General features: G+C 35.8%; 4 protein-coding genes. 3 read left to right on the forward strand and 1 reads right to left on the reverse strand.

What is annotated here, in order from left to right:
* On the reverse strand, positions 1 to 1,864 hold a 1,864-nt coding region (locus ACIQ0D_RS10215), incomplete at its 3' end, for a cadherin repeat domain-containing protein (protein WP_395805276.1).
* Positions 1,865 to 2,227: 363 nt separating this feature from the next.
* Between ACIQ0D_RS10215 and ACIQ0D_RS10220 the strand changes: the two genes are divergently transcribed.
* From ACIQ0D_RS10220 to ACIQ0D_RS10230, 3 genes are read left to right on the forward strand one after another with little or no spacing between them, the layout of a single operon-like run.
* Positions 2,228 to 5,419, forward strand: a complete 3,192-nt coding sequence (locus ACIQ0D_RS10220) for a SusC/RagA family TonB-linked outer membrane protein (RefSeq protein ID WP_395805278.1) — start codon at positions 2,228 to 2,230, stop codon at positions 5,417 to 5,419.
* 16 nt (positions 5,420 to 5,435) lie between these two features.
* On the forward strand, positions 5,436 to 7,040 hold the full coding sequence (locus tag ACIQ0D_RS10225) for a RagB/SusD family nutrient uptake outer membrane protein (protein ID WP_395805280.1): 1,605 nt from the start codon (positions 5,436 to 5,438) through the stop codon (positions 7,038 to 7,040).
* Positions 7,041 to 7,053: 13 nt separating this feature from the next.
* Entirely contained in the window at positions 7,054 to 7,485 is a 432-nt protein-coding gene (locus ACIQ0D_RS10230; RefSeq protein ID WP_395805282.1) for a DUF5017 domain-containing protein, read from the forward strand.
* Positions 7,486 to 7,638 lie beyond the last annotated feature (153 nt).

A 7,638-nucleotide genomic window follows, 5' to 3' on the forward strand; every position in this document is an offset into this window, starting at 1 on the left:
GTGCTTCATTTAGATCTGTAATTTGTATGCTAAACACTTTTTCGGTGAAAGCACCTGCAAAATCTGTGGCTCTTAGTCTGACGCTGTAGGTATTTTTACCTTCAAAATTGGGACTATTTTTAATTTTCAATTGATTTTCATTGATGCTAAAATCGTTGTTATTAGCATCGCCTTGCCCAGCCACTAATGTGTAGGTAAAAGTATCGTTTAAGTCTTGGTCAATGGTGCTTAAAGTCCCAATTAAAGTATTGGCTGGAACATTTTCTGCGATACTATTATTAGATAGTAGTATATCCGTTGGATTTTGATTAGCCAAAATCTCCAATAGCACCGCAGTACCTGCTTTTAGGTCAATTTTGTACGTTGAAGTATTTCCAATATTTTCAGGTGAGATAATTAGGTTATTAGCCGCCTTAATTTCCCCTGAGTTTAAATCAATTTTCTGTCCCCCTAATGTGACATTACTAGTATCTGCAATACCACCATTGGCTTCTAGCAAGGTGTATTTTGCTGCCTGGATTCTTTTATCTAATGAAATTTCTATTGGAGTAATGCTTTGATCATTTATACTAGTACCACGATTAATCAGCATAATTCTTGTGTTTTGATTTTTATCTTTAGTGGCCCAAATTTTAATTTGATCAGGATTTACCGTTGTTGTAAAATTGACTGGTAATAATTTTGAGGAGTTGGGTACTGCTCTAGCAAACATCAACATGCCATAATAAATGGGCCTGACCCAAACTTTATTTCCCGATTTGAGTAAATCAGATCTATATTCAAATGGGGAATAGCATGTTTTGCTTCCTCCTTCTGTGGCTATATTAACCCCTGAAGCTCCTCCTTTCGCCAATTCATACATCAGATCAATTACCCAAAGTGCTGCTCCAAAGCTATTACTAGAACCATAATTGCCACCGGCAGCAATCGTATTTATTTCACCCATTCTTAGCTTTTTATTTTTCTGGGAAGCGGCATTAATACTAGTAATTATTCCGTCAGCAACCCCTTTGGTATATTTATCCAATAAAAATTTATTAAGATAGCTTGTAGTATTTGTGCTTATATTGTTATTTCCAAGTGGGTAATCGTGATAGGTTAAGGTTGATAAATTTGTTCCTTGATCTAAAAAATTGCCAATATCATCTACCCATGATCCAGTATTTGTTTTAGCTAGAGCAGGAGCAGCAGCTTGTCCATAATTTTTAATGGCATCTGCTAAATAATTATACTCTTGTAAATATTGGGTCAGTCCATATCCATTAAGTCTCCTCGAATTACTTATAAAAGCATCAGGTTCATTACCAATTTCAAATTCTAAGCTACTAGGAGAAATGAGTGTAGATTTTGAGACCTTAGCCATGTCAATTGTGCGATTTTTATCAATCACAGAACTATTAATTCCCAAAATACAGGGCACAGCAAAACTTAGGGAGCTAAAAAATCCTTGGAAATTATCTAGATCTGTTTGATCAATCACTGTGCTAAAAACTGGAGTTGTGGTTGGGAAATAGTTTAGTGGGATATCGTTAGGGTTGTTATTCCAATTTTGGGGTGCGTTTGGGAAATTACTTGCATTCCTCCAATAGCTATTGTTTGCGCCTATAATTCTGACACTGGGTTTTTGCAAATTCTTAAAATTTTCAAATAGCTGCACGGATATGGCTCTTGTATTGCTACCGTTGTAGTTGGTGCTAAAATATTGGGAAGAGTAAGCAGGATTAAAAGAAAAGCCTACAAAAGAATCATCAATTTGTTTGCCTAAAATAGATTCATTAATTATAACTTTTGTTTGCGCCAGCAAATAACCATTGCCAATTATGCCGAAAAACAATGTCCAAATAGCTCTGCTGTATATTTTCATTCTTTTTTAAACTCAATAGCTTGAGAATTTAAATTTAGTGATTAAAGTAACTCAGTATCTACCTTTTTTAGCTAGAAAGCTTGTTAAACTAGTCATGAAAGCTTTTTTCATCTCATTTTATGCCTCTAATTCATTCTGATTAGTTAAAAAAACGTTTTCGTAGATTTTTCTTAAAAATCTTTTGATAAAAGAGCCTAAAGTTCTAGCAGCTGAAAATTTTAGATAGTTTTATTAATTATAATTTAATGAGATTACACATAGCACTTATTAATTGATTAATAAAGATGCTGTAGTTTTTAAAATTATTACCATCATTTTTAGTAAAACGATTATTTAAAAAGCAAATAGTAGATAAACAGAAGAATGAAAAAAACTTTTAAAAAACGTGTATTACCCTTGATAATTCTACTTGTTTTTTGTGGCATTAGTCCGCTTTTCTCACAAATTATCAAAGTTAGTGGGGTTGTAAAAGATGTCAGTGGCGAAACGCTGCCAGGTGTGAATGTTAACGTTAAAGGAGGCACTAAAGTTGCTGTCACTGATATAAACGGTAAATATCAGATAGATGTACCTGATGCACAAGCTGTGTTGGTATTTACTTACATTGGTTATCTAAGTCAGGAACGTGTTGTAGGTAAAAATACAAGTATATCAGTCACTTTATCTGTTGAATCAAAAAGCCTTAGTGAGGTAGTGGTTATTGGATATGGTGAGGTTGCTCGTAGAGACCTAACAGGTTCAGTTGCCTCAGTTAAAATGAATGAATTACAGAAGGCCCCTGTTAGATCATTTGAGGAAGCGCTTGCAGGGCGTTTAGCTGGTGTGAATGTTACCTCATCAGATGGACAGCCTGGTTCAGCTATTAACATTGTAATTCGAGGGAATAATTCAGTTACCCAAGATAACTCTCCTTTATATGTAATAGATGGTTTCCCTATCGAAGGACCAGAAAACAATAGTTTAGATCCAAACGATATTGAGTCTATAGAAGTGTTAAAAGATGCATCTGCAACCGCAATTTATGGTGCTCGTGGTGCTAATGGGGTCATTTTAATTACTACCAAAAGAGGTAAGGAAGGAAAATCGGTTATCACATACAATGGCTCATATGGCACTCAAGAAATTTTACAGCGTATGGAAGTGTTGGGAGCTTATGATTATATCACTTACCAGATTGCTAGAAATGGCAATGCTGCAGGCAATATTTATATTGGTCCGGCAACTCCTCAAAACGGCTGGACAAGCGATCGTACATTAGATTATTATAAAGATGTAGCGGGCATTGATTGGCAGGATAAAATTTTTAGAATTAGCCCTATGGCTAGTCATTCTCTATCCTTGAGTGGAGGTACAAAAGATACAAAATATTCCATTTCTGGATCCATGTTAAAGCAGGATGGAGTAATTATTAACTCGGGCTACGACCGTAAGCAAGGTAAGTTTACACTTGATCAAAACTTTAATCCTAATTTAAAAGTTGGTATAACTACCAATTATAGTTTACTTACTGGTTATGGGACTATTCCATCGCAATTAAATGGTTCCGATAATCGTACTAGCTTGTTAAATAGTGCTTGGGGCTATCGTCCAATCACGCAGGGAAGTTTAGCAGATCTAGAAGAGGAAGATACAGATGAATTGTTTGATCCTACTTCAGCTAATGGATTGTTCAATCCAGTTACATCGGCCCTCAATCAATTGAGAAATCGTAAAAGCACCGTTCTTACTTCTAATGCTTACGCAGAATATAAATTCTGGAATAATTTTAAATTGAGAATTACAGGAGGTATTACTCAACAAACCAATAAAAACGAGAATTTCAACAATTCTAAAACCCGTTCGGCGAGTCCAAATACAGTTTCAGGAAGAATTAATGGTGTAAATGGATCTATTGATGTGATTGAGCGTAATAGCTATCTCAATGAAAACACCTTAAATTATTCTAAACGATTCAATAAAAACCATAAGTTGGACGTCCTTGCAGGATTTACCATTCAAGGTTCTAAATACAATGCAACCGGAATTAGCGCCACATTTATACCTAACGAAAGTTTAGGTTTAAGTGGTATTGATGAAGGAATACCTGGTTTCATGACTTCTGAACTTTCTGAAAATAAATTGGCTTCTTTTCTAGGCCGTGTTAATTATAATTTTAAATCTAAATATCTATTTACAGCCTCTGTACGATCAGATGGTTCATCCAAATTTGCTGCAGAAAATCGTTGGAGTTATTTCCCATCAGGCTCTTTTGCATGGCAATTGGGTAATGAGCCATTCATGAAAAATCTTAAATTTATTTCTGAGGCTAAACTGCGTACAAGTTATGGTGTGACTGGAAATAACCGAGTTTCTGATTTTGCCTCTCTTCCTAAACTGAGTTTGCAGGCTATCAGTGCAAACGTAACTCCTTACTATCCTTTCAATAATTCATTAAGCAACGGTGCTTGGCCATCTGATTTAGGGAATAATTTATTAAAGTGGGAGACTACGGAACAGAGTAATATCGGTTTAGACTTAGGCTTATTCAATAATCGTGTATCTATAGAGTTTGATGCTTATCGCAAAGTAACCCGCGATTTATTGTTAGATGCTAAATTGCCTCCAAGCATGGGTTATTCGAGCGCATTTAAAAATATTGGAAGAGTTAGAAACCAAGGTTTAGAATTTACCTTAAATACAGTTAATGTTGATTCAAAGAATTTTAAATGGAATTCCAATTTTAATATCTCATTCAATAGAAACGAAATTTTAGGCTTAACAGAGAATCAAAGCTCATTATTAACCCTTGTAAATTGGGATAATCAAAGTAATCCTAAATGGCGTGATATTCCAGCATACATCGCTAAAGTCAATCAGCCAATTGCTCAGTTTTATGGTTATATCTGGCAAGGAAACTATCAATTGAGCGACTTCAATGAAACTAGTCCCGGGGTTTATGCACTTAAAAGTGGTATTGCAACCTACGACTCAAATGTTAGACCAGGCTGGATCAAGTACGAAGATATTAACGGTGATGGAGTAATAGATAGTAAGGATCTTACTGTAATCGGAAATCCTAACCCTGATTTTATCGGTGGTTTCTCCAATAATTTTAGGTACAAAGGATTTGATTTGAACGTATTTATGCAGTTTTCATACGGTGGCGAGGCACTTAATGCCAATCGCTTACAATTTGAAGGTGGTAATGGTACGGCAACGCAAAATCAATTTGCAACAGTAAAAGATGCTTGGTCTCTCGAAAATCAAAATAATACGATGTTTAGGGTTGGTGGGCAAGGTCCTCGTGCTTACTCAAGTCGTGTTATTGAAGATGCTTCTTTCATAAGATTAAAAACGGTTTCCTTCGGATATAATTTGCCTAGTAAATATCTAGATAAGATCAATCTTAAGAGTTTAAGAATTTATGCATCAGCTCAGAATTTATATACCTGGACAAAATATTCAGGTTTAGATCCTGAGGTTTCAACCTTTAGCTCAGCCCTTTCACCAGGCTTTGATTATTCAGTTTATCCACGTGCCAAAACCATCACTTTTGGCTTAAATGTTTCATTATAATTATATGGTATCAATTATGAAAAAGTTAAGATATATTTTTTTGAGTTTGGTGCTGTTGACTGCTGGCTCATGCAAGAAATACCTAGAGACTGTCCCACAAGACTTTATCTCTCCAGTAAATTATTATAGTAGCGAGCAGGATTTAAATACAGCACTTGCAGGCGTTTATGATGCTTTTGCTCAAGATGGGACTTATGCTCGTAATTTGGCACTCGAATTAACGAGTGGTACGGATGAAAGTTTCCGTAAACGCGATGATGCAACCATTTTTGTGCATAAATACAATCATGATGCTAGCGAAACTCAGTTAGGAGCTACATGGAAACAACTTTATGATGCAATAAACAGAGCAAACTTACTCCTTGCAAATGTGGATAAGCCTGCTATGGATGTAGCGAAAAGGAATAATATCAAAGGCCAAGCTTTGTTCTTAAGAGCACATGCCTATTTCTTATTGGTGAGTTTATGGGGTGATGTTCCCTTAATTATTGAGCCAGTTACTTCGGCAGTAGAAGTAAATAGAGCTAGAACCGCATCAGCAACAGTTTATGCTAAAATTTTAGAGGATATGACTGCTGCTGAAGGTATGGTGAATGCATTTGCCCACCCAGGTACTATTTCTAAGTCGGCAGTGCAAGGTATTTTAGCCCGCGTTTGCTTAAAAATGGCAGGATTCCCTTTAAATGATGTTTCTAAATATGCACTCGCAAAATCATGGGCCGAAAAGGTAATATTATCAGGAGTTCATAAGCTTCACCCAGACTATAAGCAAATATTCATTAATCAATCGGCTGATTTATACGATCTTACCTCAAAAGAAACGATCTGGGAAATTGAGTTTTTTGGTAATAATGTTGGAACTACCAAAGAGGGTGGCCGACATGTAAATCAGCAAGCCATTAGATTTACAGGTGCTGATGCAGGTTTGGGTACTGCCGGTTATGGATATGCCGCTATAGCACCTACTGCTACATTATTTAAAAGGTACGGTACTGCCACTACATTAACTGATGTGAGAAGAGATTGGAATATTGCTCCATTTAGATATACTTCTAATACCAACTCAACGCCGGTTAATCATGCAGTAACAGAATTTTATAATCGTGATTCTGCAAAATGGAGAAGACAATATGAAGTGGTGATTCCAAAAAGTGCTGATTGGTCGCCAACTAATTTCCCAATGCTTCGCTACGCGGATGTATTATTGATGTATGCCGAGGCCGAGAATGAGCTTAACGGACCATCAGCTCTTGCTTTACAGAATTTTAATGCGGTAAGATCACGTGCTTTAGCATCTACTACCTATCCTATTATTGATGCTGCTAATCCCTTGGCAGATGTTAGAGTAGATTCAAAAGAAAACTTTAGAAATGCAATTATGGGTGAGAGAGCTCGTGAATTAGCATTTGAGGGATTAAGGAAAATGGATTTAATTCGCTGGAAAGTTCTTATTCCAGTGTTAAAAGCTGTAGAAGCAGATATAAAAACATCTGCGTCAACTGCCTTAAAGTATAGCGCAATTGCTTATACAAACGCTGCGGAAAAACATTATTTATTGCCCATTCCAACGCTTGAATTATCTCTAAATAAGAGTATGACACAAAATCCTGGTTGGTTTTAATCGAATTTGAAATATGAAATATTTAAGACACCTATTCTTAGTAGCAGTATTATTTATGCTGAATGCTTGTCAAAAAAATGAAGTTTTTGAGCCTGCTTATGATGCGGCATCAGAAATTCCCTTTTGGGATAGTCATTTCTATGCTGTAAAAAACAGTGAAGTGAAATTCCTTTTTGATGGTGATGCCGATTTTATCACCTTCTATTCTGGAGAACCTGGCAAGGAGTATCGTTATAAAGATCGTACTACTCTAGCTAATGGTACCGCTACCACGCCCGATAAAGGAACAGCCATAAAAAGTTTTTCAGATAATAAACTGGAAAGCTTTAGTTATAAGTATAGCACAGCAGGTGCTTATACTGCCACTTTTGTAGCGACAAACCGCACAAGCTATGGTCCAGCTAAAACAGTGGTGGTTAGTATACCGGTGACGATAATAAATTAATACTAAGACATTATTTTTTAATTTAAATTAAAAATAAATCCAAATGAGAAAATATATACCTCAGGATATTAAAGCAAAAACCTTTTTTCCTTCTTTTTTTATTGCTTTACTGTTAATTATTGCTTCAAAACAAGTTAATGCGCAAGCAGCCTT

Origin of the sequence: Daejeonella sp. (assembly GCF_044342615.1) — a bacterium.
GTDB lineage: Bacteria > Bacteroidota > Bacteroidia > Sphingobacteriales > Sphingobacteriaceae > Daejeonella.